Annotated in this window: 23 protein-coding genes; 15 read left to right on the forward strand and 8 right to left on the reverse strand. The window is 64.3% G+C overall.

Features of this window, described 5'->3' with window-relative positions; genetic code table 11:
- From sufB to J6525_RS10370, 7 genes are all read left to right on the forward strand, one after another.
- Positions 1 to 1,189, forward strand: a 1,189-nt coding sequence (gene sufB / locus J6525_RS10340; RefSeq protein WP_225644125.1) for a Fe-S cluster assembly protein SufB, incomplete at its 5' end; no start/stop codon positions are given.
- Positions 1,190 to 1,249: 60 nt separating this feature from the next.
- On the forward strand, positions 1,250 to 2,002 hold the full coding sequence (gene sufC / locus J6525_RS10345) for a Fe-S cluster assembly ATPase SufC (RefSeq protein WP_028342146.1): 753 nt from the start codon (positions 1,250 to 1,252) through the stop codon (positions 2,000 to 2,002).
- 17 nt (positions 2,003 to 2,019) lie between these two features.
- Positions 2,020 to 3,342: a Fe-S cluster assembly protein SufD gene (gene sufD, locus J6525_RS10350; RefSeq protein WP_225644127.1), complete on the forward strand. Its 1,323-nt coding sequence runs from the start codon at positions 2,020 to 2,022 to the stop codon at positions 3,340 to 3,342.
- Positions 3,339 to 4,586, forward strand: coding sequence for a cysteine desulfurase (locus J6525_RS10355; protein ID WP_092083469.1), 1,248 nt, complete (start codon positions 3,339 to 3,341; stop codon positions 4,584 to 4,586). Before sufD ends, J6525_RS10355 begins: the two co-directional genes overlap by 4 nt.
- Positions 4,583 to 4,954, forward strand: a complete 372-nt coding sequence (locus tag J6525_RS10360) for an SUF system Fe-S cluster assembly protein (RefSeq protein ID WP_016845787.1) — start codon at positions 4,583 to 4,585, stop codon at positions 4,952 to 4,954. The genes J6525_RS10355 and J6525_RS10360 overlap by 4 nt, the downstream gene beginning before the upstream one ends.
- A gap of 74 nt (positions 4,955 to 5,028) precedes the next feature.
- Positions 5,029 to 5,418 carry a HesB/IscA family protein gene (locus J6525_RS10365; protein ID WP_050384272.1) on the forward strand — a complete coding sequence of 130 codons (390 nt, stop codon included), beginning with the start codon at positions 5,029 to 5,031 and terminating at the stop codon, positions 5,416 to 5,418.
- A gap of 179 nt (positions 5,419 to 5,597) precedes the next feature.
- On the forward strand, positions 5,598 to 6,065 hold the full coding sequence (locus J6525_RS10370) for a TfoX/Sxy family protein (RefSeq protein WP_225644129.1): 468 nt from the start codon (positions 5,598 to 5,600) through the stop codon (positions 6,063 to 6,065).
- 114 nt (positions 6,066 to 6,179) lie between these two features.
- Here the strand turns inward: J6525_RS10370 and J6525_RS10375 are convergent, their stop codons facing one another.
- The 4 genes from J6525_RS10375 to J6525_RS10390 form a co-directional block, all read right to left on the reverse strand.
- Positions 6,180 to 7,247, reverse strand: coding sequence for a GGDEF domain-containing protein (locus tag J6525_RS10375; protein ID WP_225644399.1), 1,068 nt, complete (start codon positions 7,245 to 7,247; stop codon positions 6,180 to 6,182).
- A 417-nt stretch (positions 7,248 to 7,664) separates the two neighbouring features.
- Complete coding sequence (locus tag J6525_RS10380; RefSeq protein ID WP_225644131.1) at positions 7,665 to 9,167, reverse strand: DEAD/DEAH box helicase; 1,503 nt, start codon at positions 9,165 to 9,167, stop codon at positions 7,665 to 7,667.
- Between the two features lie 251 nt (positions 9,168 to 9,418).
- Entirely contained in the window at positions 9,419 to 10,111 is a 693-nt protein-coding gene (locus tag J6525_RS10385; protein ID WP_225644133.1) for a helix-turn-helix transcriptional regulator, read from the reverse strand.
- A 229-nt stretch (positions 10,112 to 10,340) separates the two neighbouring features.
- Entirely contained in the window at positions 10,341 to 11,294 is a 954-nt protein-coding gene (locus J6525_RS10390; RefSeq protein ID WP_225644135.1) for a helix-turn-helix transcriptional regulator, read from the reverse strand.
- Between the two features lie 230 nt (positions 11,295 to 11,524).
- Here J6525_RS10390 and J6525_RS10395 point away from each other — a divergent pair, with 230 nt between their 5' ends.
- Both J6525_RS10395 and J6525_RS10400 read left to right on the forward strand, forming a co-directional pair.
- Complete coding sequence (locus J6525_RS10395) at positions 11,525 to 13,021, forward strand: caspase family protein (RefSeq protein WP_225644137.1); 1,497 nt, start codon at positions 11,525 to 11,527, stop codon at positions 13,019 to 13,021.
- Positions 13,022 to 13,093: 72 nt separating this feature from the next.
- A complete protein-coding gene (locus tag J6525_RS10400; protein WP_225644138.1) occupies positions 13,094 to 14,338 on the forward strand; it encodes an FAD-dependent oxidoreductase in 1,245 nt (414 codons plus the stop codon).
- Positions 14,339 to 14,374: 36 nt separating this feature from the next.
- Here the strand turns inward: J6525_RS10400 and J6525_RS10405 are convergent, their stop codons facing one another.
- The 4 genes from J6525_RS10405 to J6525_RS10420 form a co-directional block, all read right to left on the reverse strand.
- On the reverse strand, positions 14,375 to 15,145 hold the full coding sequence (locus J6525_RS10405) for a glucose 1-dehydrogenase (protein WP_225644140.1): 771 nt from the start codon (positions 15,143 to 15,145) through the stop codon (positions 14,375 to 14,377).
- A gap of 197 nt (positions 15,146 to 15,342) precedes the next feature.
- Complete coding sequence (locus tag J6525_RS10410; protein WP_225644143.1) at positions 15,343 to 16,134, reverse strand: outer membrane protein; 792 nt, start codon at positions 16,132 to 16,134, stop codon at positions 15,343 to 15,345.
- A 226-nt stretch (positions 16,135 to 16,360) separates the two neighbouring features.
- The gene (gene parE / locus J6525_RS10415; protein WP_225161023.1) at positions 16,361 to 18,421 is read right to left on the reverse strand and encodes a DNA topoisomerase IV subunit B; all 2,061 of its coding nucleotides are present in this window, start codon (positions 18,419 to 18,421) and stop codon (positions 16,361 to 16,363) included.
- Positions 18,422 to 18,547: 126 nt separating this feature from the next.
- Positions 18,548 to 18,916 carry a hypothetical protein gene (locus J6525_RS10420; protein WP_092083460.1) on the reverse strand — a complete coding sequence of 123 codons (369 nt, stop codon included), beginning with the start codon at positions 18,914 to 18,916 and terminating at the stop codon, positions 18,548 to 18,550.
- Positions 18,917 to 19,101: 185 nt separating this feature from the next.
- On the opposite strand from J6525_RS10420, the gene J6525_RS10425 reads away from it, so the two are divergent.
- The 6 genes from J6525_RS10425 to argC (J6525_RS10450) all read left to right on the forward strand — a co-directional run bounded on the left by J6525_RS10425 (position 19,102) and on the right by argC (J6525_RS10450) (position 26,665).
- Complete coding sequence (locus tag J6525_RS10425) at positions 19,102 to 19,632, forward strand: DedA family protein (protein ID WP_225644144.1); 531 nt, start codon at positions 19,102 to 19,104, stop codon at positions 19,630 to 19,632.
- A 141-nt stretch (positions 19,633 to 19,773) separates the two neighbouring features.
- Positions 19,774 to 22,422, forward strand: a complete 2,649-nt coding sequence (locus J6525_RS10430) for a DUF3857 domain-containing protein (RefSeq protein ID WP_225644146.1) — start codon at positions 19,774 to 19,776, stop codon at positions 22,420 to 22,422.
- Between the two features lie 216 nt (positions 22,423 to 22,638).
- The gene (locus tag J6525_RS10435; protein ID WP_050384280.1) at positions 22,639 to 23,628 is read left to right on the forward strand and encodes an MBL fold metallo-hydrolase; all 990 of its coding nucleotides are present in this window, start codon (positions 22,639 to 22,641) and stop codon (positions 23,626 to 23,628) included.
- 220 nt (positions 23,629 to 23,848) lie between these two features.
- A complete protein-coding gene (locus tag J6525_RS10440) occupies positions 23,849 to 24,523 on the forward strand; it encodes an FMN-binding negative transcriptional regulator (RefSeq protein ID WP_225644156.1) in 675 nt (224 codons plus the stop codon).
- Entirely contained in the window at positions 24,520 to 25,563 is a 1,044-nt protein-coding gene (argC, locus tag J6525_RS10445) for an N-acetyl-gamma-glutamyl-phosphate reductase (RefSeq protein WP_092083456.1), read from the forward strand. The genes J6525_RS10440 and argC (J6525_RS10445) overlap by 4 nt, the downstream gene beginning before the upstream one ends.
- Before the next feature lie 121 nt (positions 25,564 to 25,684).
- The gene (gene argC, locus J6525_RS10450) at positions 25,685 to 26,665 is read left to right on the forward strand and encodes an N-acetyl-gamma-glutamyl-phosphate reductase (protein WP_225644164.1); all 981 of its coding nucleotides are present in this window, start codon (positions 25,685 to 25,687) and stop codon (positions 26,663 to 26,665) included.
- Positions 26,666 to 26,674 lie beyond the last annotated feature (9 nt).

Consider the following 26,674-nt stretch of genomic DNA (forward strand, 5'->3'; position numbering starts at 1 on the left):
GATCGATCCGGAAATCCTCAAGACCTACGAGAAGCTCGGCATCCCGCTGCGCGAGGTTGCGATCCTCGAGGGCGTCGAGCCGCCGCCCGGCGGCGAGCAGACGCCGAACCGCAAGATCGCGGTCGATGCCGTGTTCGATTCGGTTTCGGTCGCGACCACCTTCCAGAAGGAGCTGAAGGCGGCCGGCGTGATCTTCATGCCGATCTCGGAGGCGATCCGCGAACATCCCGAGCTGGTGCAGAAATATCTCGGCACCGTGGTGCCGACCTCGGACAATTACTTCGCGACATTGAATTCGGCGGTGTTCTCCGACGGCTCGTTCGTCTACGTGCCGCCGGGCGTGCGCTGCCCGATGGAGCTGTCGACCTATTTCCGCATCAACGAGCGCAACACCGGCCAGTTCGAGCGCACGCTGATCATCGCCGACAAGGGCTCCTACGTCTCCTATCTCGAGGGCTGCACCGCACCGCAGCGCGACGAGAACCAGCTGCACGCCGCCGTGGTCGAGCTCGTCACGCTCGACGATGCCGAGATCAAGTATTCGACGGTGCAGAACTGGTATCCGGGCAATTCGGAAGGCAAGGGCGGCATCTACAATTTCGTCACCAAGCGTGGCGACTGCCGTGGTCGCAATTCGAAGATCTCCTGGACCCAGGTCGAGACCGGTTCGGCGATCACCTGGAAATATCCGAGCTGCATCCTGCGCGGCGACAATTCGAGCGGCGAATTCTACTCGATCGCGATCTCGAACGGTTTCCAGCAGGTCGATAGCGGCACCAAGATGATCCACCTCGGCAAGAACACGTCGAGCCGGATCATCTCCAAGGGCATCGCCGCCGGCAAGTCGCAGAACACCTATCGCGGCCTGGTCAGCGCGCATCGCAAGGCAACCGGCGCGCGCAACTACACCGCCTGCGACTCGCTTCTGATCGGCGACAAATGCGGCGCGCACACCGTGCCCTATGTCGAGGCCAAGAATTCCTCGGCGACGTTCGAGCATGAAGCGACGACGTCGAAGATTTCCGAGGATGTGCTGTTCTACTGCATCCAGCGCGGGCTCTCGCAGGAAGAAGCCGTCGGCCTCGTCGTCAATGGCTTCGTGAAGGACGTACTGCAGCAACTGCCGATGGAGTTCGCGGTGGAAGCGCAGAAGCTGATCTCGATCAGCCTTGAAGGTTCGGTTGGCTAATCCATCCCGCTAACGGCGCGGCCGACGCGCGCCTTTCGGGTGATGCTCAGGAAAAATCAGATGTCTCTGCTTGAAGTGAAAGATCTGCAGGTTCGTGTCGAGGAGCGTGAGATCCTCCACGGGCTGTCGCTCACGGTGAACCCGGGCGAGGTGCACGCGATCATGGGGCCGAACGGCTCCGGCAAGTCGACGCTCTCCCACGTCATCGCCGGCAAGCCGGGCTATGAAGTCACCGGCGGTCAGATCCTGTTCAGGGGCGAGGACCTGCTGGAGATGGAGCCCAACGAGCGCGCCGCCAAGGGTGTGTTCCTGGCGTTCCAATATCCGGTCGAGATTCCCGGCGTCACCACCTGGAACTTCCTGCATGCGGCGCTCAACGCCCAGCGCAAGGCGCGCGGCGAGGACGAGATCTCGTCGCCGGCCTTCCTCAAGAAGGTCCGCGAGGTCGCCAAGTCGCTGAACATCCCGCAGGACATGCTGAAGCGCGGCGTCAATGTCGGCTTCTCCGGTGGCGAGAAGAAGCGCAACGAGATTCTGCAGATGGCGCTGTTCGAGCCGGCCGTCTGCATCCTCGACGAAATGGATTCTGGCCTCGACATCGACGCGCTGCGGATCGCGGCCGACGGCGTCAACGCACTGCGCTCGCCGGAGCGCGCGATGGTCGTGATCACCCACTATCAGCGGCTGCTCAACTACATCGTGCCCGACTTCGTGCACGTGATGTCGAAGGGCCGGGTGGTGAAGAGTGGCGGCAAGGAGCTGGCGCTGGAGCTGGAAGAGTCCGGTTACACGCAGTTCGAAGACGCTGCCTGACAAACGCGGGTTTTGTGATGAACGTTGTTGCAAAGACCGAGACCGGGCGCGCGCTGGGCGACGCATTCGCCGTGGTGCGCGACCGTCTGCCGGGCGAGGGCAAGATCGCCGATCAGCGGCGCCAGGCCTTCGAGGCTTATGAACGATCAGGCCTGCCGCATCGCCGGATCGAGGACTGGAAATACACCGACCTGCGCGCGCTGATGCGCGAAGTGCTGCCGCTCGCTGCATCCCCGGATGATGCCGCGCTGAGCCGCGCCAGGGCCGTCGTAGAGGCCCGCGCGATCGAAGGCGTCCGGCGCCTGGTGCTGGTCGACGGCGCGTTCGCGCCTGATCTCTCCGATTTGAAGGATCTGGAGAAAGGGCTCTCGATCAATCCGCTGCGCGTTGCGCTGGAAGCCGGCGACGAGATCGTCGCGACACAGGCTCTCGCGTCCGATGCCGCCAACCCCATGATCGCGCTGAATGGCGCGATGGCGACCGACGGTGTCGTCATCGACGTCGCCAACGGCGCGGTGCTGACCCAGCCGCTGCATATCGTGCATGTCGCATCGGGCACCGCGCCGGCCTCGACGTTCACGCGGTCGCTGCTCCGGCTCGGCCGCGATACCGGCGTGACGCTGGTGGAGAGTTATCTCGCCGCCGACGGCGCCAAGGCCTACCAGACCCATGACGGACTGGTTGTTGCGATCGGCGACAATGCGCGGCTCGATCACGTGCGTCTGGTCGAAGACAGCGTCGATGCCTTCAACATTTCCTCGGCGACGGTGTCGCTCGGCGCGCATGCCCATTTCAACACCTTCGGCCTGACCTCGGGCGGTCATGTCAGCCGCTATCAGCTGACGGTGACCTGCGCCGGCGAGGGCTCGACGGTCGAGACCAACGGCGTCAATCTGATCAACGGCAAGCAGCACGCCGACACCACGCTGTTCGTGGATCACGCGGTGCCGCACTGCGCGAGCCGCGAGATCTTCCGCGCCGTTGTCGACGACCGCGCCCATTCGGTGTTCCAGGGCCGCATCATCGTCCGCCCCGACGCGCAGAAGACCGACGCCAAGATGATGACCCGTGCGCTGCTGTTGTCAGACGACGCGGAAGCCGACAACAAGCCCGAGCTCGAGATCTTCGCCGACGACGTCACCTGCGGTCACGGTGCGACCACCGGCGCGCTCGACGAGAGCCTGCTGTTCTACATGCGCGCCCGCGGACTGCCCGAGAAGGAAGCGCAGGCGCTCCTGATCCAGGCCTTCGTCGGCGAGGCGATCGAGACCATCGCCAGCGACGCGTTGCGCGAGGTCGCAATTGCCACCGCGCAGCGCTGGCTTCAGGCGAGGGCGTGAGCATGCACAAGGCGGTCGCCAACGGCAGTTACGACGTCGCGCTGGTGCGGCAGGATTTCCCGGCGCTCGCCATGCAGATCTACGGCAAGCCGCTGGTCTATCTCGACAACGCGGCCTCGGCGCAGAAGCCGAATGCGGTGCTCGACCGCATGACCGAGGCCTACAAGAGCGAATACGCCAATGTGCATCGCGGCCTGCACTACCTCGCCAATGCCGCGACCGAGGCCTATGAGGGCGCCCGCGGCAAGGTCGCGCAGTTCATCAACGCCCGCCGCAATGAAGAGATCGTCTTCACCCGCAACGTCACCGAGGCGATCAACCTGGTGGCGTCGTCCTGGGGCGGGGTGAACATCAAGGAGGGCGACGAGATCGTCCTCTCGATCATGGAGCACCACTCCAACATCGTGCCCTGGCATTTCCTCAGGGAGCGCCATGGTGCCGTGATCAAGTGGGCACCGGTCGACGACGAGGGCAACTTCCTGATCGAGGAGTTCGAGAAGCTCCTGACCCCGCGCACCAAGATCGTCGCGATCACGCAGATGTCGAACGCGCTCGGCACGCTGGTTCCGGTCAAGGACGTGATCCGGCTGGCGCACGACCGCGGCATCCCGGTGTTGGTCGACGGCGCGCAAGGTGCGGTGCACCTGCCGATCGACGTCCAGGACCTCGATTGCGATTTCTACGCCTTCACCGGCCACAAGGTGTACGGACCGACCGGCATCGGCGCGCTCTATGCCAAGCACGAGCATCTGGTGGCGATGCGGCCGTTCAACGGCGGCGGCGAGATGATCCGTGAGGTGGCCAAGGACTGGGTCACCTATGGCGATCCGCCGCACAAGTTCGAGGCCGGGACGCCGCCGATCGTCGAGGCGATCGGGCTGGGGGCTGCGATCGACTACGTCAATTCGATCGGCAAGGAGCGTATCGCTGCGCATGAGCATGAGCTGCTCACCTACGCGCAGGAGCGCCTGCGCGAGATCAACTCGCTGCGGGTGATCGGAACCGCGCGCAACAAGGGCCCGGTGATCTCGTTCGAAATGAAGGGCGCGCATCCCCACGATGTCGCGACCGTGATCGATCGTCAGGGCATTGCGGTGCGCGCCGGCACGCATTGCGTGATGCCGCTTTTAGAGCGGTTCAACGTCACGGCCACCTGCCGTGCATCCTTCGGGATGTATAATACCAGGGAAGAAGTCGACCATCTGGCGCAGGCGCTGATCAAGGCGCGGGAATTGTTCGCATGACCGATACAGCCGAAGTCAAGACGGCCACCATGGAAACCACCTCGGCGCTGCCGGCGGAGGAGACCGAGCGCATGAGCGGCGAGATCGTCGCGGCGCTGAAGACGGTGTTCGACCCGGAAATCCCGGCCGACATCTACGAACTCGGCCTGATCTACAAGGTCGATCTCAAGGATGATCGCTCGGTCGACATCATGATGACGCTGACCACGCCGAACTGCCCGGCCGCCGGCGAGCTGCCGCAGATGGTGGAGAACGCGGTCGCCAGCGTTCCCGGCGTCGGCGTCGTCAACGTCAACCTGGTGTGGGATCCGGCCTGGACGCCGGACCGGATGTCGGACGAGGCGCGCCTCGTCCTCAATATGTGGTGATGCGTTAGGGGATCGAGCTTAACCTCGGAATTTCAGGCAATTGATTTTTCGCTGGGACTGACCACATGAGTGACATGACGCAAGCCTCGCCAACCCCAGCCAAGCCGAAGCGGCCGCGCCCGCAGGTCATGAAGCTGACCGATGCCGCGGCGGAACGGATCACCGAGCTGACCAAGCGCGCCGATTCCGAGATCGTCGGCCTGCGCGTCGGCATCAAGAATGGCGGCTGCGCCGGCCAGTCCTATACCGTCGAATACGCCCACGAGATCCGCCCGACCGACGAAGTGGTCGAGGACAAGGGCGTGAAGATCCTGGTCGATCCGAAGGCCGTGCTGTTCCTGCTCGGCACCGAGATGGACTATGTGGCCGACAAGATGCAGGCCCAGTTCGTGTTCAACAACCCGAACCAGGTCTCCGCCTGCGGTTGCGGCGAGTCGGTGCAGCTCAAGCCGGCCACGGTTTAGAGAGACGTCCGCATATCGATTGTTGTGTGATCGGCACCTGTGTTGCCCGTCATTGCGAGCGTAGCGAAGCAATCCATGTTTCCGCTTGTTGCGCGATGGATTGCTTCGCTACGCTCGCAATGACATGGATGGAGACGTGCTCCTTACCATGAGGCGACAGAAACGGGGGCGATTGGCACATGGACCGCGAATTCCTCACCGACCTGTTCGCCGATTTCGGCCCGGTCACGCTGCGCCGGATGTTCTCCGGCTACGGCATCTCCGCTGACGGCACCAATTTCGCGCTCGCCTTGCGTGCCGGGCTCTACTTTCGTGCCGACGAGCAGACCATCCCGCAATTCGAGGCGGAGGGCTGCGGGCCATTCCAATATCAGACACGGTCGAAGACCGTCACGGTGAACTCCTACTGGCAGCTGCCGGCACGGCTGTTCGATGATTCGGAAGAACTCGCGGTCTGGGCACGGTCGGCACTCGGCGCCGCCCAGCGCGCCGCGCTGCGCAAGCGGCCGAGGAAACGAGCGGCTGCGCGAAAGTCGAAGGCGCCTGCGAAGAAGACTGCAGGCAAGAAAGCTACGGCAGAAAAGGCGGTCGCGAAGAGGCCATCGGCCAAGAAGAAGCGATCGGCAAGGAAGCGATCCGCATCCTGAGCAGCCAATCCATCCACGTCATTGCGAGCGAAGCGAAGCAATCCATGGATCCGCATATGCGGCAGGTGGATTGCTTCGCTTCGCTCGCAATGACTGTGGAGGACGTGAGGGAAGTCACGCCACGCGGGTCTGGATCTCGGCGCTGTATTCCGGATCGGCCTCGCAGATCACACGGTTGCGGCCGGCGCGCTTGGCGGCATAGAGGCAGGCGTCGGCGCGCTCGATCAGCGAGTCCGTGTCGTCAGTCGGCTTCAGCATGGAGACGCCGACCGAGATCGTGACACGGCCGAGGATCTCGCCGGTCGACTTCTTCTTCAGCTCCTTGGCCATCACGGCGCGGCGGATGTGGTCGGCGACCGTCAGCGCCTGCCGCAGCGCCGTGTTGGGCAGCACCACGGCGAATTCCTCGCCGCCATAGCGGGCGGTGATGTCCTGGCCCTTGATGTTCTGCTTCAGCGACTGCGCCACCAGCCGCAGCACCTGATCGCCGGTGAGATGGCCGTAGGAGTCGTTGAACGACTTGAAGTGGTCGATGTCGAACATCAGGAGCGACAGCGGCTCGCCGCTGGCGAGCGCGGCCTGCACCGCCATGTCGATCGAGCGGTCGAAATATTTCCGGTTGCCGAGGCCGGTGAGCGGATCGGTCAGGCTCTCGGCGCGGATCGCCTCGAGGCTGTGCTGCAGGTCGCTGATCTCCGACTTCGACAGCGCGAGCCGGCTCTCCAATGCCTGATTGGTCTCGCGCATCTCGCGCGTCGATTTTGCCAGGCTATCGACGATTGCCTTGATGTGATCGCGGGTGGTCGCGCTCGCAAGCTTGTCGCTGGCGCCGACGAGGCTGGCGTCATAGGTCGCGGACACGCCGAGCGCGTCGGTGATCAGCTTCATGACGGCGTCGATCTCGCCGATGACGCGCGCGCCGACCTTGTCGATACGGTCCGAGGTCTTGATGTGCGAAAGGTAGGTCTCGTAGATCTGCTCGAGATCGGATTCAGAGAGCTTGCCGCTGCGCGCCAGCGTCTCGTTGATGACCTTGTTGAGCGGCGCGTTGTATCCGGTCGCGTAGACGTACCAGATTTCGTAGTTGCGGGGGACTGCGGTCTGGCGAAGCGAGCGGATCTGGCCAAGCGCGACTTCGGCAAAGGCCAACGTACGTTCGTGTTCGTCCAGCAGCTTGACCACTGTCACGCCCTCAATGCACGCAATGCCGATTAAGCCCGGCAGCAATGACTAAACTATTGGTGCGAGGGTACGGGACGAGAGTGAAGGCAAGGTAAATAGTGGAACTACGGGGAAGCCGGCTGCGGCGACCGTGCGGCGCGCCCGATGTTTGTCCGCCTTGAGCGCCACTTTCGGGCGCCTTTCGTTTGCTCGCCAGAGCATGATCCGGAAAAGTGCGCAGCGGTTTTCCGAAAAGATCATGCTCAAACAACGAGCTAAGGCACAATGACGCTTCACGCAAATCTCATCGCGCTTTGGTGCGAGGCGCAAACTGCGCGCATTTGCTTCAAACGCTGAGGATCAGCGCATGCGCCGGTCGCGGGCGGTAACAGAAGTGTCCGGACTACCGCCGCTGGCGCGGCGGCATCAGAGCAGGCCTTATGCGCGTGCGCGCACAGGTCGCAGCAGGAAGGCGGGCAGGTGCGAATGATCGGCGGGCTCGTGGTCCACCTCGCGCTGCGGCCGCCGTGGCTCGGCACGCCCGATCGACGGCACGTGCGACGGAGCGGCCTGCGGAGCCGAATTGCGGCCGCGGCGCGGTTCACGCTCCGGCTTCGCTGCGTGTTCCTCGCGGGGCTCCCGCTCGTGACGCGCTTCGCGCGGCTCGCGTTCACCATGGCGCGCCTCGCGTTCACCGTAGCGCGCCTCGCGCTCACGGCGCGGCTTGCGGCCGCCGCGGGCACCATCGCGCGAACCTTCGCGGCCACGCGAGCGGCGCGGCGCGGCGTCCTCGTCGGAGGCTTCGCTGTGAACGGTGTAGTCGCCCTCAGCGCGCGGGATCGGCTGGCCGATCAGCTTCTCGATCGCGGTCATCGACTTGCTATCGAGCGAGGTGACGATGGAGATCGCAGTACCGGTGCGTCCGGCGCGGCCAGTACGGCCAATGCGGTGGACATAGTCGTCGGGGTGGTGCGGTACGTCGAAATTGAAGACGTGGCTCACCGCGGGAATGTCGAGACCACGGGCGGCGACGTCGGAGGCGACGAGCAGCGGAATCTCGCCCTTCCGGAATTGATCGAGGGCCGCGGTGCGGGCGGATTGATCCATATCGCCGTGCAGGGCACCGACGCTGAAGCCGTGCTTCTGGAGTGACTTGTGAAGGACGGCGACTTCGCGCTTGCGATTGCAGAAGATAATCGCGTTGTTGAGATCCTTGGCATCGCGCAGCAGGCGGCGGAGGATCTCGCGCTTGTCATGCGCTTCGCGACCGGCCGGGACCTGCAATTGCGTCACGGTGACGGCGGTGGTCGCGGGCCTGGAGACTTCGATCCGCGCAGGATTGTGCAGGAAGGCCTCGGTGATGCGGCTGATCTCCGGAGGCATCGTCGCGGTGAAGAACAGGGTCTGCCGCGTGAACGGGACGAGCTTGCAGATGCGTTCGATGTCGGGGATGAAACCCATGTCGAGCATGCGATCGGCTTCGTCGATCACCAGCAGTTCGACGCCGGTGAGCAGCAATCCGCCGCGTTCGGTGTGGTCGAGCAGGCGGCCGGGCGTTGCGATCAGGACGTCGACGCCGCGCATCAGCTTGGAGTCCTGGTCGCCGAACGAGACGCCGCCGATCAGGAGCGCCACGTTCAATTTCTGACCGGCGCCGTATTTGTCGAACTGCTCCTTCACCTGCGCGGCAAGCTCGCGGGTCGGCTCGAGGATCAGGGTGCGCGGCATCCGTGCCCGGGCGCGGCCCTTCTCGAGCAGGGTAAGCATCGGGAGAACGAAGGCAGCGGTCTTGCCGGTGCCGGTCTGGGCAATTCCGAGGACGTCGCGCCGGGCGAGAACGTGCGGGATTGCCTGTTCCTGGATGGGAGTGGGGTTGGTGTAACCGGTGGCCGCAACTGCGGCGAGGACCTTATCGGACAGGCCTAGATTGGAAAAAGACATTGAGCCTCTGGTCGAAACCGCCGTTCGGCATCGCAGGTAAAAGGCTGTCGCGTTCGGCCCCGAAACGGCTCGCTTTTCTATAAAGCTCGGGGGCTCTGACTAACGCCGACGGACGGCAAACCTGACGAATCGCGTTTCGATCCGAGGGCCGCGTTGCCCGCAACATAGGGGCGAAAGCGGTAAAGTCAATCTTGGAACCAGCCGGATGGCCGAAAAAGCTTAACGTTTTGACTGAAATACGCGCCTTTTCGTCATTTGGCGGTCAAATGAATCACGACCCCCGTCCCGGACGGCAGGGCGACAGCGGGGGCCTCCGCGCTGTTTTTCATCCTGAATCCGCCAGGCGTCAGGCCTTCGGAATCGCCGAATATCCGGTAGAAGGTGGCGAGGCTGCCGAACCCGCAGGTGAGGGCGATGTCGGCGATCGGCCGCGGCGGCTTCTCGCAAAGCAGCCTTCGGCTCTCGCTCAGGCGCTGGGCGGTGACGGTCTGCGAAAAGCTCGTCCCGGTCGCTTCGAACAAAACGTGCAGGTAGCGCACCGAGACGCCGAGCATCTCTGCGACCATGCTTGGCGACAGCGCCGGCTTTGCCAGATGACGCGTGATGAGGCGGCGCGCGAGGCTGAGCCGGCCGACGCGCAGCGCCTGCTGCGCCCGGCGGCTGCCCGGCCTGATCACACCGCGCTCGATCAGCGCAAGGTCCGCCACGATCTTGACCAGCGCAGGAATGCAAGCGGTATCACCGGCCTCCGTGGCCTCCTTGAAGTCGGCGAGGCAAGCTTCGAGCAACGGCGCCCAGCCGTGATTGTTGGTCGCCGCTGAGCCCTGACGGGCTGGCTCAGATGCCGGGATTTGATCCGCTCGCAGGTCCGCGGCATCGAGATGAATGCGCGTCGCGCCTGTAGCTGGCGTTTCCTGGCTGTGATCCCCGTGCTTACCGCGCATCGTGACTGATCCCTCGCTCTGCATGAGCGCGCGCGTCGCCGGTAAGGAAATTTGCGGTGCCGAACCCGGGCGAAGCGCCGCAGTGGTTCTGGCGAAATGGCCGGAAAATATCTTCTCAATGCGCGCAGGCTGATCACTTCGGTTCAGCGAACGTCGGATCGCGCGGCGATGTGAAGTTCAAGGAGGTGAAGGGGGCGCGGCCGGTGTCTTGGCCGGTCCGGACAGGCGCTCAGGCCGTTCGCGCGCGGTAGTCGCCCGGCGTCATGGATTCGGATGCATTGAAGAGGCGGTAGAACGTCGCAAGGCTCTCGAATCCGCAGGCAAAGGCGACCTCGGCGATCGTCTGCCTGGGCTGCTCGCGGAGCAGGCGGCGGCTTTGTTCGAGCCGGAGCGCGGTGACGGTCTCCGAGAAGCTCATCTCGGTTTCCTCGAACAGAATGTGCAGGTGACGGACCGAAATGCCGAGCAGGCCGGCAATCAGGGTTGGCGACAGCGCTGCGCGCGCCAGGTGGCGCCGGATCAGGCGCCGGGCCAGCGACAAATGGGCGGTGCGCAAGGCCTGCTGCGCGAGCCGGCTCTTCGGCCGCATGATGCCGCGCTCGATCAGCGCGATATGGGCCAGCGCCTGCACCGTCGGCGCCGTGCCCGCCGCCGCGGCATCGTTGCTCTCGATGAGGTCGCGGAAGCATGCTTCCAGCAGGGCCCGCAGCGCGGTCTCATCCTGCATGGGCTTGGGGACGAGTTCGCCGAGCTCGGCGCCCGGCGGGACGATGTTCGCGACCGGGACCTTGATGATGCGCAGGTGGAAGCCGTCGTCGTGCAGGGGGACGGTGCGATAGGGCAGGTCCGAGTAGCTGGTCGCGAACATGCCGTCGCGAACAGCAAATTCATCGAGCCGCGCGCCGCCGAACCAGCCGCCGCCGCCAAGCTGCTGGTAGATGCACAGGCTGTCGCTGGCCGCATCGGCGATGTCGCCCGTGCGCCGCTCGACGCGGTACGGCGAGGCCCGTAGCTCGACCAGCCCGGCATCGCCGAGCTTGCGCAGCGAGAACTCGCCGAAGAAGTCGCGGCGCCGGTCGGCTTCCAGCTCGGCGGTGACGCCGAACAGCCCCTTGGCGCGGACCTCGCGCCAATAGTCGAAGCGATCCTTGGGATCGACTTGATCAGTAGACCATGTGTGCACGGAAAAGCCGTTGCGACGTGCGGAGAGCTCGAGCCGGATGGAGCTTCGAATCTATCACGCGGGCCGTAAAAAGAAACTTGACCTAAGACAAATCGGACCCCTCATTTCGGCCTGGCGCGGCCGGCCGGAATGGCCGTCCGCGGCCGGCCTTGAACCGGCGAAACGGCTGGTCCGACTATTAGGCGGCGGTCGCACGGGCGGCGCATTTGTCGTGCAGGCGGGAAAACGGGATGAAGAGCTGGCTTTCGAGACTTTCGGCGATCCTTTGGGCGGTTGCATTTGTCGCATTGGCCGCACCCGCCCAGGCCGAAAAGCGCGTCGCGCTGGTGATCGGCAACAATGACTACAGGAACGTGCCCAGGCTGCAGAAGGCGGTCAACGACGCCCGCACCATGGGCGACACGCTGAGGCAGCTCGGCTTCAGCGTCATGGTGGCCGAGAACCTCAACCGGCAGGCGTTCTCCGAGACGCTGCTCGCGTTCGACCGCGCCGTGGAACCCGGCGATACCGCGTTCTTCTTCTATGCCGGCCACGGCTTCGAGATCGCCGGCCAGAATTTCCTGCTGCCGACCGACGTCCCGGCCGCCACCGAAGGGCAGGAGGAATTGGTGCGCGACGCCTCTGTTCTCGCCGACCGCATCGTCGAGCGCTTGCAGAACAAGAAGGCGCGGACCTCGATCCTGGTGTTCGACGCCTGCCGCAACAATCCGTTCGAGCGCGCCGGCACACGCGCGGTCGCCGGTGGCGGTGGCCTCGCGCCGATGACGCAACTGCCGGAGGGCGTGTTCTCGGTGTTCTCGGCGGGGCCGCGCCAGACCGCGCTCGACCGTCTTTCGAACGATGATGCCAATCCCAATTCGGTATTCACGCGGACCTTCGCCAAGGAGCTGCTGCAGCCCGGCGAGAATCTCGTGCAGGTCGCGCAGCGCACGCGGCGCCTGGTCAGCGAGATGGCCGAGACCGTGAAGCACAAGCAGATCCCGGTCTATTTCGACCAGATGGTCGACGATGTCTTCCTGAACGGGATCGCGAAGGGGCAGGCCGAGGCGGCCAGGCCGTCCGCGCCGCCGCAGCAGGTGGTCGCGCTGCCGCCGGTCGCGGTGCCGAAGCTGCCGAAGGAGGATTCGATCAACGCGCCGATCGCGAGCTTCTCGCGGCACAATGGCGGCTGGACCGTGGTGTTCTCGATCGCCGATCCGACGCTCGGGATTTCCTGGCGGATCGGCGACAGCGGCGATTTCCGCGAAACCGGCTTCATCGACACGCTCGATCCGCGCACGCGCAAGCGGATGCCCAATCCGTCGGTCGAGCTGCCGGCCGATGCGCCGGCCGCCACGATCGAGATTCGCTATGTCGATACGCAAGGCACGATGCAGGGGCCGTTCCCGATCAAGTTCGATCCCGACGCCGCGCTGATCCGCGACCAGCGCAAGATCCTCGACATGACCGCGACCAGCTGGCTGTCATTCCGCGAATTCAACGGGCTGCTGGTCTACTATACGCACCTGATGTCGTATCGCTGCGCGATCCGCGAGGTGCGCATCGGCATCGACACCGCGGTGCCGGACAAGGTTCTGAAGATGCCATCCTGCAATTCGCGCGATCCCAGCGCGATTCCGTCTGACGCGCAGCCCTATCTGAAGCTTGCGCCGCAGACCAGGGCGGTCTCGGTCGAGCTGACCTATCGCGACGGCAGCGTGTCGGAAATCAAGACCTTCAGGCGATAGCCTTGCATCCTTGCCGCCAGATCCGCGTTACAATCGGATTCTGAGGGGCGAGGCAGCGGTGAGGACGGCATCATGGATGCAGGCAATCCGGCAGGGCCGAACACGCGTCAGATCAGGGCGCGCTGCTGTGTGGTCGGTGGCGGGCCGGCCGGCATGATGCTTGGCTATCTGCTCGGACGCGCCGGGGTCGATGTCGTGGTGCTGGAGAAGCACGCCGACTTCTTCCGCGACTTCCGCGGCGACACCGTGCATCCGTCGACCCTGCAGGTGATGGACGAACTCGGCCTGATCGACGGCTTCCTGAAGCTGCCGCACCAGGACATCCAGACGCTCGACGGCATGTTCGGCGGCACCTCGGTGCGGATCGCCGACCTCCGCCGCCTCAGCGTCAAATACCCCTTCATCGCGATGATGCCGCAGTGGGACTTCCTCAATTACCTGCGCGAGAGCGGCAAGCGCTTTCCTTCGCTGAAGGTGCTGATGAAGGCCGAGGCGACCGATCTGATCCGGCGCGGCGATGCTGTCGCGGGCGTGCACGCGAACACACTCGACGGCCCGGTCGAGATCGAGGCGGATCTGACCGTCGGCTGCGACGGACGTCATTCGATCGTGCGCGAGCGCGCCGGCCTCGACGTCGAGGAGATCGGCGCGCCGATGGACGTTTTGTGGTTTCGCGTCGGGCGGCGTCCGGATGAGACCGAGAATTTGTTCGCCCGCGTCGAGCACGGCAAGATGATGGTGACGTTCGATCGCGGCGATTACTGGCAGTGCGCCTATGTGATCGCCAAGGGCCAATGCGAGGCGGTGAAGGCGAGGGGATTGCCGGCGCTGCTCGACGACGTGCTGCGGCTGGCGCCGATCCTCAAGGCCGGCATTGCCGACGTGAAGAGCTTTGACGACGTCAAGCTGCTCACGGTCGCGATCAATCGCCTGACGCGCTGGACCCGTCCCGGCCTGCTCTGCATCGGCGACGCCGCGCATGCGATGTCGCCGATCGGCGGCGTCGGCGTCAACCTCGCGGTGCAGGATGCCGTCGCGACCGCCAACATCCTGGCGGCGAAGCTCGTTCACGGCGTGCCGTCGGAAGACGAACTCGATGCGGTGCGCCGGCGCCGCGAATTCCCGGTGCGCGTGACACAGCGCATGCAGGTGATTGCGCAGAACAACATCATCAGCGCGGCGCTGAAGGCCGGGGATCAGCCGGTGCCGTTGGCGCTGCGCTTGATCACGGCAATGCCCTGGCTGCAGGGCCTCACCGCACGTCTGGTCGCTATCGGGGTGCGGCCGGAGCACGTGCATTCGCCGGCCGCGGGCTGAACTGCGTGCCGCGCGACCGGAAGAGCGCCCGTGTTTTCAGACCATCACCGAATAGCCGCCGTCGACGGGGATCGCAGTGCCGGTGACGAAGTCCGACGCGGGCGATGCCAGGAACACAGCGATGCCTGCGAAGTCGTCGATCGCCCCCCAGCGTGCCGCCGGCGTGCGCGCAAGCACGCGCTCGTGCAGCCCGGCCACCTGCTGGCGTGCGCCTTTGGTCAGGTCGGTATCGATCCAGCCGGGCAGGATGGCGTTGACCTGGATGTTGTCGGGAGCCCAGGCGTTGGCGCAGGCGCGGGTGTACTGCACGATGCCGCCCTTGCTCGCGGCATAGGCCGCGGCGAAGCTCGCTCCGAAGATCGACATCATCGAGCCGATATTGATGATCTTGCCGTGGCCCGACGCCTTGAGCGCCGGATAGGCCGCCTTTGAGCACATGAACGCGCTGGTGAGGTTGGTGTCGATCACCTTGCTCCACTCCTCCAGTTCGAGCTCGTGCGGAGGCTTGCGGATGCTCATGCCGGCGTTGTTGACGAGAATGTCGATCCGGCCGAGCTCGCGAACGACCCGTTCGACCATGGCCGCGACGGCGGCCTTATCGGTCACGTCGGTTGCCACCGCGATCGCCTTGACGCCGCGCTTGCCGAGATCCTCGACGGCGGCCTTCGACTTCGCCTCGTTGCGGCCGACCACGGCAACCGCCGCGCCGGCGTCCGCCAGGCCGCGCGCCATGCCAAGCCCGATGCCGCCATTGCCGCCGGTGACGATGGCGACCCGGCCCGAGAGATCAAACTGTCCGTTTTTCATTGTTGTTGTCCGCTGAGGTTTGAACCGGGCGCGAGAGTGCCCGATCGTCACGGCGCTGACCAGATCGGCCACAGCCGGTCCGCCCTGCGCCGGCGGGCTTGCGCGTGGGGCGATTTCGATGACGTTCGGGCAACAAAAAAGCCCCGGACAATGCCGGGGCTTTTGCTCTGCTATCTCAGCAGGGATCAGTACGCAGCTCAGTACTTGGCAACAACCGGACCGGTCCAGTTGAAACGGTAGACCAGCGAGGTGCTGATGGTCTGGACAAGCGGCTTGAAGGTGATGTCGCGGCCGTTCGAGATGTTGGTGCCGTCGATCAGCTCCGAGATGTTCTTGTTGTCGTAGTAAGCGGCGCGATACTCGGTCTTCATGAACCAGCCCGGCGCGGTGATGCCGAAGATGTTCAGGTTGTTTTCGACGCCGCCGCCGACGAACCAGCCGCCGCGATCGAAGTCGTTGGTGTGCAGACCCGAGGGAAGCGCGCTCGCGGTGTTGAACAGCGTGGTGCCCTTCCAGTGCGAGCTGGAGTAACCGGCGTTGACGTAGGACAGGACGTTCGGCGCGATCAGATAGCCGAGGCGCGCACCAGCCGCCCAGCTGTAGTCGTTCTTGATGTTGCCGGCGACGAACGGACCCTGATCCTGGATGGTGCCCTTCAGGCTGCCGAACTGACCGTCGGCGAACACGCCGATGACCCAGCTGTTGGCGGTCTGCCAGTCGTAACCGGCACCGACGGTGCCGTACCAGCCATCGCCGCCCTGGCGCTGGTTGAAGCCGAGGATCGGCGCACCCGTGACGGTCGACTGGACGCCAGTGTCAGCATCCCAGACGCCGCCGCCGCCGCCGCCGAAGATGTAGAAGCCGGTCCAGCTCGGAGCGACCGGAACCGGGGCAGGAGCCTTGGTGTAGGGGCGGGCGGCCAGATCGGCAGCCGACGCCGATGCCGTCATCGCAGCAACCGCAGTCAGAGCGAGCAAAATCTTCTTCATATCCAAATCCTCGACTAGCGTTCGATCAGGTCGCTCAGGGGAGTGCGCTGGCACCGATTCCCGAAACTCATGGTCGGACTATACGTGGTTCCGCCGGAAATGCTGTTGCTGGTGAGACACATCCGGCTGAAAACGAAGCCACTGGGGCTCTCCGAACGGGCAAAATGGCAACGGCCGCCCCAATCTGGGGGCGGCCGGAAACTCATTTCAGATCAATCGGTTGGGCCTAGACGTCGAGCAGGTCGTCGCTGGCGAATTCGGCCTTGTCGGAAATGAAGGCAAAGCGGGCTTCGGCCTTGGTACCCATCAGCCGCTCGACCGAATCGGCGGTGCCCTCGCGATCGTCGGCCAGCAGCACCACGCGCAGCAGCGTGCGCTTGGCCGGATCCATCGTGGTTTCCTTCAGCTGCGCCGGCATCATCTCGCCGAGGCCTTTGAAGCGATTCACCTCGACCTTGGCGTTGGCGTTGAACTCGCTCTTCAGCAGCTCGTCCTTGTGCGCGTCGTCGCGGGCGTAGATCGACTTGGTGCCGTGCTTCAGCTTGTAGAGTGGCGGAACCGCCAGATAGAGATGCCCTTCGTCGATCAGCCGCGGCATCTGCCGGTAGAAGAAGGTGATCAGGAGCGATGCGATGTGCGCGCCGTCGACGTCGGCGTCGGTCATGATGATGATGCGCTGGTAGCGCAGATCCTCTTCGCGGTAATGCGCGAGCGTGCCGCAGCCGATCGCCTGCACGAGATCGGAGAGCTGCGCGTTGGCGGTCAGCTTGTCCTTGCCGGCAGAGGCGACGTTGAGGATCTTGCCGCGCAGCGGCAGCACGGCCTGCGTCTTGCGGTCGCGCGCCTGCTTGGCGCTGCCGCCGGCCGAGTCACCTTCGACGATGAAGAGCTCTGAGCCTTCGGTGCCGGCGTCGGAGCAATCGGCGAGCTTGCCGGGCAGGCGCAGTTTCTTGCCGGCGGTCTTGCGCGCAGTTTCTTTTTCCTGGCGGCGGCGCAGCCGCTCCTCGGCGCGATCGATCACGAAATCGAGCAGCCGGTTGGCCTGGTTCGGATTGCCCGACAGCCAGTGGTCGAACGGGTCCTTCATCGCCTGTTCGACGATGCGTTGCGCTTCGGCGGTGGCGAGGCGGTCCTTCGTTTGGCCCTGGAATTCAGGCTCGCGCACGAACACCGAGAGCATGACGGCCGCGCCCACCATCACGTCTTCCGAGGTGATGGACGCCGCACGCTTGCCCTGGCCCGCGCGTTCGGCGTGGTCCTTGAGGCCGCGCAACAATGCGCTGCGCAGGCCGGATTCATGCGTACCGCCATCGGGCGTCGGCACCGTGTTGGTGTAGGACGACAGGAAGCCGTCGGCATCGGCCGTCCAGGCCACGGCCCATTCGCAGGCGCCATGCGCGCCGCTGCGGCCGGATTTGCCGGAGAAGATATCCTGATGCACCAGCGTGTCGGCGTGGATCGCCGCGGCCAGATAATCCTTCAAGCCGCCGGGGAAGTGGAACTTGGCTTCCGCGGGGACGTCCTCGACGCCCTTCAACAGCTCCTGATCGCAGTGCCAGCGAATCTCGACGCCGCCGAACAGATAGGCCTTCGAGCGCGTCATCTTGAACAGACGTTGCGGCTTGAACGCCGCCTTGGCGCCGAAAATGTCGGTGTCCGGCTTGAAGCGGATCCGCGTGCCGCGGCGGTTGTTGACCTTGCCGAGGTCTTCGAGCTTGCCCTTGGGATGGCCGCGCTCGAAGGTCATGCGATGCAACTGCCCGCTGCGCGCAACCTCGACCTCGAGCCGCGAGGAGAGGGCGTTGACCACGGAGACGCCGACACCGTGCAGGCCGCCCGAGGTCTCGTAGACCTTGGAGTCGAACTTGCCGCCCGAGTGCAGCGTGCACATGATGACTTCGAGCGCCGACTTCTTCGGGAATTTCGGATGCGGGTCGACCGGAATGCCGCGGCCATTGTCGGTCACGGTCAGGAAGCCGTCGGCGGTCAGCTCCACGTCGATGAAGGTGGCGTGGCCCGCCAGCGCCTCATCCATGCAGTTGTCGATCACCTCGGCGAACAGGTGGTGCAGGGCCTTCTCGTCGGTGCCGCCGATATACATGCCGGGCCGCCGGCGGACCGGTTCCAGCCCTTCCAGCACCTCGATGTCAGCCGCCGTATAGCCGGCTTCGGCGCTTCCAGCGGATCGCGAAGCAGCCTTCGCCGGGGCGCGTCCCTTCGGTTCCGGGGCTCCGAACAGATCGTCGGCAGATTTACTTTTGGCGTTCGACTTCAATGATTTGGCCATGGTTCTTCAAGTGGCGCGCCGGTCACGGCGCGGCGAATCGGTTGCTCTGACTATGCCACGGATGGGCTGCCAATGGGGACGGCCGCACCCTGGAGCCCGGCCATCCCCATAGATAGGAGACCGCGATTACGCCCGCGAGGTGCGGAATACAACGACCGTGAACAGGGCCATGGCGGCGACCACCAGCAGTGACCCGACGATCGGCGCCGCCTCGAACGACGGTCCCTTCAGCAGCACGGCGGCCACGCCGGCCGGGAACAGGACGCCGCCGACGATATGCAGCCAGCCCTGGATTCTGGCGAGCAGCATGCTGCCCGCTTCCGGCACCAGCCGGTAGTAGAGGCCAAACAGGAACAGCAGCACGCCGCCGACCAGATTGAGATGCGCATGCGCCGGTCCCAACGTGAAGTCGTGCTGGATACCCATGGCGATGCCCGCGAGCATTCCGAACAGCAGAACGAGAACGCTCACGCACATCATCAGCGATCCGATCATCCAGTAATTCCTTTTTCTTGTGAGGGAGATGCCAACCTGGACCTCAAGGGCCTTACGGGAAATCACGCTCGATCCCCGCCTTTGTGACTTGATGTCACGCAATCGGCTGGCTTACCTGTTCTTAGGCTGCGTGCGGCTAGAAAGGTTCATTCGAGGTTCAACGGAGCGGGAAGGCACACGACGAGATGGAAGACCTTGCGCGGGCCCTGGCCGAATTCGTGCGGCACCACCAGGCCTGGGCCGCTCCGATCGTCATGTTGCTGGCGTTCGCTGAATCGCTCGCCTTCATTTCATTGCTGGTTCCGGCCTGGGGTGCGCTGGTCGCGATCGGCGCCCTGATCGGTGTCAGCGGGATCAGCTTCTGGCCGATCTGGATCGCGGGCGGCGTTGGTGCCGCGCTCGGCGACTGGGTCTCCTACTGGTTCGGCTATCGCTACAAGGAGCAGGTCGCGCAGATGTGGCCGCTGTCGCGCTACCCGGAGATCCTGCCGCGGGGCGAGGCCTTCGTGAAGAGCTGGGGCGTGCCCAGTATCTTCATCGGCCGCTTCTTTGGTCCACTGCGCGCCTCGGTGCCGCTTGCGGCCGGCATTTTCGAGATGTCGTACTGGCAATTCCAGATCGCCAATTTCGTCTCCGCGCTGGTCTGGTCGGCGGCACTGCTGCTGTTCGGCGACGTCATTGCCCATGCCATCGAGTTGGTGTGGCGGGTGGTGTAGCACCGTCAGTCCGCGACACCGGACGGGTGCCCACACGCGAAAAGAGAAACCTAAAAGTTTTTCTATCCCGGCGAGGCGACGGTAATCTCGCGGTGCTAGCTCAACAGCCGACGTTTCGGTCGTCGTCGGGCTTGCATCACCATGATCGCGCGCATCTGTCTCCTTTTCGCTTTACTGCTACTGACGCCGTTGAGCTTTGCCGCAGCCGATACATCGGCTTCAACGACTGCGGATCCGCACCGGGTCTGGATCGATCCGGGTTGGCGGCGGACGATCAGCCGCTATGCGATTACTTTCGACGAGCAGGGCCTGAGCACGACTATCTTCGATTTCGAAGCCCAGGCGCTCGAGAAGGGGGCCGAGGCGCTCGCTCGACGAACCTTCCGCTACAACAGCTATTTCTACGACTTGTCATCCAGCGAGCTTGCTACGTTGAAAGCCGACGGCCGGGTCATTGCGGTCGACGAACGCGCAATCCGAGACCAGCCGGCCTCGACGGATGGCTCCTCTCCCTATTTTGACGAGCAGCGGCAGCGGTTGGTTGCTTATCCGGACGTCGCTCCCGGCGACAAGGTCAAGGGGCGGTTGATCTACAAGGCGAAGAGAGCCGAGTTTCCCGGCGAATTTGCTGGCTACTGGAGTCAAATGGCGGATCAACCTCGCGAGGTGATGGAGCTCACGCTCGATGCGCCCGCGTCGAAGCCGTTGCATGTCGGGTTGCGCAATGTCGAACATGAAGAGGAGAGGAGAGGCGACAGGATCGTTCATCATGTTCTCTTCAGGCAAGAAACGCCGAGGCCGCGCGAGATGGACGCGGGGACATTCGACGATGCCCGGCGGTTCGAGGTCAGCACCTTCGCGGACTATGCAACTCTTGCGGCGGTGTTGAACGCCCGTAACGCGCCGATGGCGCAGCCTGACGAGAGTTTGGAAAAGCTCTCTGCCGAGATCGTCGGCGACGCCGCGGACGCCCGAAGCAAAGTTGAACGAATTCACAACTGGGTCGCGCGGAATATCCGGTACGTTGGGATCGGGCTCGAGGATGGTGGCTTGACGTCGCAACCCGCATCCGCAGTCCTCGCGGCGCGCTACGGTGACTGCAAGGCGCATGCGACGATCCTCAAGGCGTTGCTCGCGGTTCAGGGGATCGAAGCCAACCTTGTCGTGGTGAATGCCGGCCTGCAGTACACGCTGACGGAGGTCGCGACGCAGAATTTCGACCACGCGATTGTCTATGTTCCGGCAATCGACCGCTATCTCGACCCGACCTCTTCGCTGGTGGCGTTCGATTCCCTGCCGCCGAACCTCGGCGGCAAACCCGCGCTCAACATCGACAAGGGGACGATGGGCCGTATCCCGGTGACGGCACCGCAGCGCTTCGTGTTGGCAGCGGATACGGAATACACGCTGCATAGCGATGGTACACGTCAGGCGCGCTCGGTGTTGTCCGGCAATGGACTGGGAGCAAGTGTTGGACGATCCGTCGCACTAGGCCTTGACGCGGGGGACCGGCAGAACGGCGCCAGGAAGCTGATCGAGCAGGCGGGGCTGAGCGGCACGGGCGACTACAGCTTCCCGAATCCCCGCGACCTGTCCGACAGCTATGCGATCACCACGAACTTCCAGATCATCAAGCCCGTCGGCCTCAATCATCTCGAGCGGATCAGGATGCTGCCCCTGACTGACCCGCGCCCCTCGCTGCTGCTGCTCGCCACCAGCGGGCCAACCGACCGGGCCTTTCTGTGCCGCTCGCTGGAATATCGGGAGACCAGTTCGCTCACCGTGCCTGAGGGAACCAACTTCTACGAAAAGCCAGCGCCGGTCATCTATAGCAAGAGTTTCAGCGGCAGCACGGCATACGGCGCTGCGACGGGGCGGATCGAGGTCAACGCGACCGCCACGCTCAACGGCCGCACGATTCGCTCCAGCGCGTTGGTGCGGTTCAGCGTCGACGCTGCGGTCTGTCCGGCGGAATTTGCTGCGGCGATCAAGGCCGGCTTGGACAAGTTCGCGGAGTTCAAATACGGGCCGATCGGATTGACGCCGAAACCGGTACCGCTCGTTACGGAAATCAGCGCCGAGTTTACCGATGGCGTGAACGCGTATCAGGCGCAAAACTACGTGCGCGCGATGGCTCTGCTCCGACCGTATGCCGAGCATGGCAACGCCAAGGCTCAATCCTATGTGGGGTACATGTACGAAAGCGGCTACAGCGTCGAGCGCAACTACGCCGAGGCGATCCGTTGGTTTCTGATGGCCGCCGAGCAGGGCGATTCCTACAGCCAGGGGAAGCTGGGCTACGCACATGAGTACGGGCTTGGCACGGCGCGCGACGAGAAGGTCGCAGCCCAATGGTACGCCAAGGCAGCCGAGCAGGGCGATGTCTTCGGTCAGACCCACCTCGCGCGCCTCTATCGGGATGGCGCCGGTCTCGCCCAGGACTATCAGCAAGCTGCGACCTGGTTTTCGAAGGCTGCCGATCAGGGCTCGGCTTGGGCGCAGGGGAATCTCGCATTGCTCTACATCAAGGGCCGTGGCTTGCCGCTCGACCTATCCCGGGGCATCGCGCTGCTTCGGGTTGCCGCCGATCAGAACGACAGTGAGGCCCAGTACAATCTGGGATATGCCTATGAGAGCGGCACGGGTGTTCCGAAGGACATCCGGGAGGCCGCCAAGTGGTACAGCAGGGCGTCCGATCGCGGTAATGCGCTCGCCCGCACGCGCCTCGAGGGATTGCTGGGAGGCGGCGGAATTTTGGGCCACCTGCGCCAACTCTTCGGTCGTCTTTGAGCTCCTGATCTGCCTACGCCGACGACCGTGCGCCAGCGCATCCGACCCACGAGAGCCGTTTGCCGACCGTCGGCCTCGGAATAAGGCCGCGGCGCAGGGGTTAGCCCGGACGATCGCCAAGTCGCGCAACCGTCATCGCGCGGGCATCGAAAGGCTGATACAACCTCGCCTACAACTGCGAATTCACCGGGCGCCGCTTCACTAGGAGGACACCACATGGAATTGACCCGACGTCACGCTCTCGCGGGCGCTGCCGGCATTGCCGCTGCACCGTTGCTATCAGCCGTTCCTGCGGCCGCTGTGGCGGCGGTCGCCGACAAGCAGGCGCCGAGCTTCTATCGCTACAAGGTCGGCGACATCCTCGTCACCGTGGTGTCCGACGGCAAGAACGTCTTCAAGCTGGAAGACTCCTTCATCCCCAATGCGAAGCGGGACGACGTCAACGCGGCGCTGGAGAAGGCGTTCATGCCGCGCGACATGATGACGATCTGGTTCGCACCGCTGGTGCTCAACACCGGCGGCAAGCTGGTGGTGATCGACACCGGCAATGGCGCGCTGGCGAAGGCCAGCACGAAGGGCGCCAATGGCCTGTTCGCCGACAATTTCGTCGCCGCCGGCTTCGATCCCAAGAATGTCGACATGGTCGTGATCTCGCACTTCCACGGCGACCACGTGAACGGCCTCTTGACGGCCGAAGGCACGCCGGCATTCCCGAATGCCGAGGTGCTGGTGCCGGCGACCGAGTGGAAGTTCTGGATGGACGACGGCGAGATGAGCCGGGCACCGGCCGGCCGCATGCAGGGCCTGTTCAAGAACAACCGCAATATCTTCGAAGCCGGCCTGAAGAAGAAGGTCACGCCCTACGAGTGGGGCAAGGAGATCGCGCCGGGCCTGACCTCGGTCGAGACCGTCGGCCACACGCCGGGCCACACCTCCTACGTGCTGGCCTCGGGCCCGGACAAGGTCTTCATCCAGTCCGACGTCACCAACAATCCGAACCTGTTCGCGACCAACCCCGGCTGGCATGCGTTCTTCGACCAGGACGGCGACGTGGCGGAGAAGACCCGCCGGCGCATCTACGACATGGTGGTTGCCGAGCGGCTCCAGGTGCAGGGCTTCCACTATCCGTTCCCGGGCCTCGGCAATGTGGTGAAGGACGGCAGCGGCTATCGCGTCGTGCCGGCACCGTGGAATCCGGCGATCTGAACGGTTTTTCTTGACGTCAAGGAGGCGCGGCCTTATAGCCGCGCCCATGATCAACGCCGCGACCATCATCATTGCCCGCCGCCGCCGCATTATCGCGGTATGGGCGGTCGCTCGCGTTTAAGACTATCGCCTCTGCCGCCGGACCCGATCCCGCGGCGCTCTCCTGAAAAAGACACGCGGTTCGATCTGGCGGCTCCTTCGTCATGCAGGAGCATCAATCATGTATACGCCGCCGCCGTTCAAGCCTGACCGCGCCGCGAGCCTTGCCTTCGCGGAAGCGCGCGGTTTCGGCATGGCCTGCGCGTGGGACGGCGCCAAGCCGATCGCCTCCGCGCTGCCGTTCTATTTGACCTATGCCGCCGACGGGACGCCGCGGGCGCTGTTTCATGTTGCCCGTCACAATCCGCTGGTAAGGCTGGCGCGCGGGTCACCTTGGCTGCTGGCCGTTACCGGCGCCGACGCCTATGTTTCGCCGGACTGGTACGTGTCACCCGATCAGGTGCCGACCTGGCTCTATCAGGCGGTGCATCTGACCGGGCCGGTGCGGACGTTGTCGGATGACGAGCTTGCCGTTCAGATCGACGCACTGAGCGCCAAGTTCGAGGACCGGCTGCTGCCGAAAAAGCCGTGGGTGTCGGGCAAGATGACCGCCGCGAGGCTGGAAACCATGAGGAAGGCCATCGTGGGTCTCGAGATGATGGTGGAAGAGGTGGAGGGCAGCTTCAAGCTGAACCAGCACAAGTCTGAAACCGATCTCGCGGCGGTCGGCAACACGCTCGCTTTGCAGGCCGAAGCCGGTGCCCGAGACATCGCGGCCTTGATGCGCGAGGTGCGCCCGCAGGCTTTCGCGATGATACAGACCGAGATGACTACGCTTCCGAGGAGCGAGCAATGACGAAGAAGATCGGAATTTTGGGCGCGTCCGGCTACACCGGCGCCGACGCGGTGCGCCTGTTGGCGCGGCACCCGAATGCCGAAATCACCGCGCTTACCGCTAACACCCATGCCGGCAAGACGATGAGCGAGGTGTTTCCTCACTTCTTCATGCTCGACCTGCCAAAACTCGTGGAATGGGAAAAGGTCGACTGGACGCGGCTCGATGCCGTGTTCTGCGGACTGCCGCACGGGACGACCCAAGAGATCATTGCCGCGGTGCTGAAAGCCAATCCCAGAATCAAGATCCTCGATATGTCCGCGGATTTCCGGCTGCGCAACAAAGACAGCTATGCGCAATGGTACGGCCATGAGCACCGGGCGCTCGAATTGCAGGACGAGGCGGTCTATGGGCTGACCGAACTCTACCGGGAGGAGGTCACGGCCGCGCGGCTGGTAGCCTGTCCCGGCTGCTATCCGACGGCGGTGCTGCTGGCGCTTGTTCCGCTGGCGAAGGCAAAGCTGATTGACGTCGACGACATCATCATCGACGCAAAGTCGGGCGTCACCGGCGCCGGACGCGGACTGAAGCAGAACACGCTGTTCAGCGAGGCCGGCGAAGGGTTGTCGCCCTATTCGATCGGAAGCCATCGACACTCGGCGGAGATTGAGCAGGAGATTGGCGCGGCCGCTGGCTCGGCTGTGACGGTGAACTTCACCCCGCATCTCATTCCGATGGCGCGGGGTGAGTTCTGCACATCCTATGTCAAGCTCAACGGGGCTACGCCGGACGATTTGCGCGCCGAGCTGGAAAGGGCCTACGCCAACGAGCCGTTCGTATATGTGACGAAGAAGGGTGTGCTGCCACAGACGCAGAACGTGCGTGGTTCGAATTACGTTCAGATCGGCGTCGTCGCCGACCGGATCAAGAACCGCGCCATCGTGCTCTCGACGCTCGATAATCTTGTGAAGGGTTCGGCCGGACAGGCGATCCAGAACATGAACCTGATGTTCGGCTTGCCTGAAACCACCGGGCTGGAGCAGATCGCGCTGTTTCCATGAGCAGGGGTTGTTGTCGTGGGCGAGGGTGCGCTCAATCTAAGGATAACTGCCCGTCCCCGTTGGCGGCGCAGGCGCGGCCAGATGTGTTAAACGAAACGAACGAGCTCGAAAGGACCATGCCATGACCCTCACCGACACCAACCAGCCGAAAATCAGGAGCGGTGCGACCAAGGCCACCGTGTTCGTCGATGGCGCGTCCGGCACGACCGGCCTCGGCATCCAGGAGCGGCTGCTCTCGATCGGCGACGTCGCGGTGAAGCATATCGCCGAGGACAAGCGGAAGGACGCCGGTGCCAAGCGCGCGCTGATGGAGGAGGTGGATCTCGTGATCCTCTGCCTGCCTGACGAGGCCGCCAAGGAGACCGTGGCGTTGATCGACACGATGGGCAATGCCGCGCCGAAAGTGCTCGACGCCTCGACGGCCTATCGCGTTGCGCCCGACTGGGCCTACGGTTTTCCTGAGCTCGCGCCCGACCAGGCCGACAAGATCCGTAACGCGAAGAAGGTCTCCAATCCGGGTTGCTATCCGACCGGCGCGATCGCGCTGCTGCGGCCGATCGTCGATGCCGGCGTGCTGCCGGCGGATTATCCCGTCACCGTCAACGCGGTGAGCGGCTATTCGGGCGGCGGCAAGTCGATGATCGCCAGCTTCGAGGACGGCTCGGCACCGGCCTTCGAACTCTACGGCCTCGGCTTCGAGCACAAGCACGTGCCGGAGATGCAGCTCTATTCGCACCTGACGCGAAGGCCGATCTTCATCCCGTCGGTCGGCAACTACCGGCAGGGCATGCTGGTCTCGGTGCCGCTGCAACTCGACGCGCTGCCGGGCAAACCTGATGGTACCGATCTGCAAGCGGTTCTGGCGAAATGGTACGCCGGCAGCAAATATGTCTCGGTGATGCCGCTGCAGAACGAGGCCGCCAAGGGCGGGCGGCTCGAGCCGGAGGCGCTCAACGAGACCAACCAGCTCGAGCTCTACGTCTTCGCCAGCGACAAGCACCACCAGGCGGTGCTGGTCGCGCGGCTCGACAATCTGGGCAAGGGCGCCTCGGGTGCCGCGGTCCAGAACATGCGGCTGATGCTCGGGCTGGCCGACAGCTGACGGCCACGC

Source organism: Bradyrhizobium australafricanum (assembly GCF_020329495.1).
Lineage (GTDB): Bacteria > Pseudomonadota > Alphaproteobacteria > Rhizobiales > Xanthobacteraceae > Bradyrhizobium > Bradyrhizobium australafricanum.

What these genes read in the sequence shown, in the direction of transcription:
- sufC (WP_028342146.1), top strand. Translation starts at nt 1,250, where the DNA reads ATGTCTCTGCTTGAAGTGAAAGATCTGCAGGTTCGTGTCGAGGAGCGT.
- sufD (WP_225644127.1), top strand. Translation starts at nt 2,020, where the DNA reads ATGAACGTTGTTGCAAAGACCGAGACCGGGCGCGCGCTGGGCGACGCA.
- J6525_RS10360 (WP_016845787.1), top strand. Translation starts at nt 4,583, where the DNA reads ATGACCGATACAGCCGAAGTCAAGACGGCCACCATGGAAACCACCTCG.
- J6525_RS10365 (WP_050384272.1), top strand. Translation starts at nt 5,029, where the DNA reads ATGACGCAAGCCTCGCCAACCCCAGCCAAGCCGAAGCGGCCGCGCCCG.
- J6525_RS10370 (WP_225644129.1), top strand. Translation starts at nt 5,598, where the DNA reads ATGGACCGCGAATTCCTCACCGACCTGTTCGCCGATTTCGGCCCGGTC.
- J6525_RS10380 (WP_225644131.1), bottom strand. Translation starts at nt 9,167, where the DNA reads ATGTCTTTTTCCAATCTAGGCCTGTCCGATAAGGTCCTCGCCGCAGTT.
- J6525_RS10385 (WP_225644133.1), bottom strand. Translation starts at nt 10,111, where the DNA reads ATGCGCGGTAAGCACGGGGATCACAGCCAGGAAACGCCAGCTACAGGC.
- J6525_RS10395 (WP_225644137.1), top strand. Translation starts at nt 11,525, where the DNA reads ATGAAGAGCTGGCTTTCGAGACTTTCGGCGATCCTTTGGGCGGTTGCA.
- J6525_RS10400 (WP_225644138.1), top strand. Translation starts at nt 13,094, where the DNA reads ATGGATGCAGGCAATCCGGCAGGGCCGAACACGCGTCAGATCAGGGCG.
- J6525_RS10405 (WP_225644140.1), bottom strand. Translation starts at nt 15,145, where the DNA reads ATGAAAAACGGACAGTTTGATCTCTCGGGCCGGGTCGCCATCGTCACC.
- J6525_RS10410 (WP_225644143.1), bottom strand. Translation starts at nt 16,134, where the DNA reads ATGAAGAAGATTTTGCTCGCTCTGACTGCGGTTGCTGCGATGACGGCA.
- parE (WP_225161023.1), bottom strand. Translation starts at nt 18,421, where the DNA reads ATGGCCAAATCATTGAAGTCGAACGCCAAAAGTAAATCTGCCGACGAT.
- J6525_RS10420 (WP_092083460.1), bottom strand. Translation starts at nt 18,916, where the DNA reads ATGATCGGATCGCTGATGATGTGCGTGAGCGTTCTCGTTCTGCTGTTC.
- J6525_RS10425 (WP_225644144.1), top strand. Translation starts at nt 19,102, where the DNA reads ATGGAAGACCTTGCGCGGGCCCTGGCCGAATTCGTGCGGCACCACCAG.
- J6525_RS10430 (WP_225644146.1), top strand. Translation starts at nt 19,774, where the DNA reads ATGATCGCGCGCATCTGTCTCCTTTTCGCTTTACTGCTACTGACGCCG.
- J6525_RS10435 (WP_050384280.1), top strand. Translation starts at nt 22,639, where the DNA reads ATGGAATTGACCCGACGTCACGCTCTCGCGGGCGCTGCCGGCATTGCC.
- J6525_RS10440 (WP_225644156.1), top strand. Translation starts at nt 23,849, where the DNA reads ATGTATACGCCGCCGCCGTTCAAGCCTGACCGCGCCGCGAGCCTTGCC.
- argC (WP_092083456.1), top strand. Translation starts at nt 24,520, where the DNA reads ATGACGAAGAAGATCGGAATTTTGGGCGCGTCCGGCTACACCGGCGCC.
- argC (WP_225644164.1), top strand. Translation starts at nt 25,685, where the DNA reads ATGACCCTCACCGACACCAACCAGCCGAAAATCAGGAGCGGTGCGACC.